The following is a 2,525-nucleotide window of genomic DNA, read 5'->3' as shown; positions in this document are numbered from 1 at the left end:
GGCGGCGGCGCCTCGAAGGCGGCGCGGGCCGGGGCCGGGTCGAACAGATAGCCTTCCAGATAGACGATCTCGCTGGCGCCGATCAGGGCCGCGTCGATGTCGCCGACGGTCAGCTGGTTGGCGGCGCCCAGGAAGGTGCACATGGTGCGCTGGCCGTCGGGCGTGACGTTGATCATGCAGACGCCGGTGCCGTGCCCGGCGTCGGCGCCTCCGGCCAGGACCGGGGTGTCGAAATGGACGCCGACGGCGTGGATGTCATGGGTGAAGACGCCGCCCAGCTGGTCGTCTGCGACCTTGCCGATGTAGGCGGCGCGACCGCCGAACGAGCCGACGCCGGCGACGGTGTTGCCCGCCGATCCGCCCGAGGCCTCGACCCCCGCGGCCATGGCGGCGTAGAGCGCGGCGCTGCGGTCGGCGTCGACCAGCTGCATCGATCCCGCGGTCAGGCCCTGGGCCTCCAGGAAGGCTGCGTCGCAGGGCGCGAGGACGTCGACGATGGCGTTGCCGACGGCGAGCACGTCGTATTGCGCGGGGGCGGTCTGGGTCATGGGCGGCCCTTAGCCGAGGTCCGGCCCGTCGTCACCCAAAAACCCATAAAGACAGCCTTATGCGATCCGCCGGAGCCGGATAATGAGGGAGGCATGACCCGCATCGCCGTCCTGACCCCCGATCCGTCCGATCCGTCCTACGCCGGCCAATGGCCGAGCGTGCTCGCGCGCCTGTCTCAGGCCCTGGCCGGGGCGGGGGTCTCGGCCGAGCCGACGCCCTGGACCGAGCACGTCGACGACGCTTCGGGGCTGGCCGGCTATCCGCTGGTGCTGCCGCTGATCGTCTGGGGCTACCATCGCGACCACGACCGCTGGATGCGGGCCTGCGCGACCTGGGAGGCGGCGGGGATCAAGATGCTGAATCCGGCTTCGGTGATCGCCTGGAACTCGGACAAGTCCTACCTCGGCCGGCTGGCGGAGCAGGGCGTGGCCATTCCCGACACCGCCTGGATCGACGGCGTCACCCAGGCCGACGTGGACGCGGCGTTCGAGCGGTTCGGCGCCGACACCCTGGTGATCAAGCCGCGGGTTTCCGGCGGGGCCTGGAAGACGCTGCGGCTGTCGCGCGGCGACCGGCTGGCCGACGCCCCCGAAGGCGCGGCGATGATCCAGCCCTATCTGCCGACCATCGAGACCGAGGGCGAGACCTCGCTGCTGTTCTTCGGCGGCCGGCTCAGCCACGTGGTCAACAAGCGGCCGGTGAACGGCGACTTCCGCATCCAGGTCCAGTACGGCGGCCAGTACGTCGCCCTGCCCGAGCCGCCGGCCGGCGCCCTGGCCCTGGCCGAGAAGACGCTGGCGGCGATCGGCGAGGACCTGCTGTACGCCCGTATCGACATGGCGCCGGACGCGGCCGGAAACTGGCTGCTGATGGAGGCCGAGCTGATCGAGCCGGACTTCTACCTGGGCTCGGCGCCGGACGGCGGGGCGCGGTTCGCCGAGGCGGTGAAGGCGCGGCTCTCGGAGGTTTCGGCGGCGAACTCACGACCCTGATGAAAGGTCTTTGACTTCACTTCCCGTCATCCTCGGGCTTGTCCCGAGGATCCATGGGTGGGGACGTTCGAGCCGTGTCTGGTCCCCTCCCTCGTCGAACCCACTCCGGATCGCATCTCCGGCCGAAGTGGATCCTCGGGACAAGCCCGAGGATGACGGTTTGTGGGTTCACAGCTCACGCCGCCTCGCCCAGCGCCATCAGCCCCGCCCGGCTGGGGCACAGGTCGGCGATCACGCAGGCCGAGCATTTCGGCTTCCGGGCCGTGCAGGTGTAGCGGCCGTGCAGGATCAGCCAGTGGTGGGCCTTGGGCAGCCAGGTCTCCGGCACGATCCTGTGCAGCTGCGCCTCGACCTTGTCGGGCGTCGAGGCGTTGGCCAGGCCCAGGCGGTGCGAGACGCGGAACACATGGGTGTCCACCGCGATCGCCGGCTCGACGCCCATCTCGTTCAGAACCACGCTGGCGGTCTTGCGGCCGACGCCGGGCAGGGCCTGGAGAGCTTCACGCGTCAGCGGAACCTCGCCGCCGTGCTGTTCCAGTACGATGCGGCTCAGCGCGATGACGTTCCTGGCCTTGCCGCGATACAGGCCGATCGAGCTGATGAAGGGGATCAGGCCTTCCTCGCCCAGCGCCAGCATCTTCGCCGGGGTGTCGGCGACCTTGAACAGCTTGTCGGTGGCCTTGTTGACGCCGACGTCGGTGGCCTGGGCCGAGAGGGCCACAGCGACCACGAAGGTGAAAGGGTTGGTGTAGTTCAGCTCGGTCTTCGGATCGGGCATGACCCCGGACAGACGCTCGAAGATCGTCTCGACCCGGTCCTCGTCCGGCGGCCAGCGCAGGACCGGCACGCTCGCGCCGGTCATGACGGCGGGGCGTTTTGGGGGCCGCGCGCCTTCGCGGGGGCGGATCTTGGCGGACTTCATGTCCCTTCGTCGCGAGCGGCGGGTCCGGGGGTCAAGGCCAAGCGCCGCCAGCGCCTCCCGCG

Annotated in this window: 3 protein-coding genes; 1 reads left to right on the top strand and 2 read right to left on the bottom strand. The window is 70.3% G+C overall.

Translation table 11 applies throughout. The annotated features are described in order from the left end of the window. On the bottom strand, nt 1-548 hold a 548-nt coding region (locus AC2W7C_RS16640), incomplete at its 3' end, for an adenosine kinase (protein WP_486002378.1). Between the two features lie 93 nt (nt 549-641). Between AC2W7C_RS16640 and AC2W7C_RS16635 the strand changes: the two genes are divergently transcribed. After that, on the top strand, nt 642-1,541 hold the full coding sequence (locus tag AC2W7C_RS16635) for an ATP-grasp domain-containing protein (protein ID WP_486002377.1): 900 nt from the start codon (nt 642-644) through the stop codon (nt 1,539-1,541). 175 nt (nt 1,542-1,716) lie between these two features. Here the strand turns inward: AC2W7C_RS16635 and nth are convergent, their stop codons facing one another. Beyond that, on the bottom strand, nt 1,717-2,463 hold the full coding sequence (gene nth, locus AC2W7C_RS16630; RefSeq protein WP_486002376.1) for an endonuclease III: 747 nt from the start codon (nt 2,461-2,463) through the stop codon (nt 1,717-1,719). Nucleotides 2,464-2,525: the final 62 nt, after the last annotated feature.

The sequence above is a fragment of the Brevundimonas sp. CURTG3B2_SDJG genome (genome assembly GCF_057364705.1).
The sequence above is the reverse complement of the archived record's forward strand: the minus strand, read 5'-3'. Positions and strand labels throughout refer to the sequence as shown.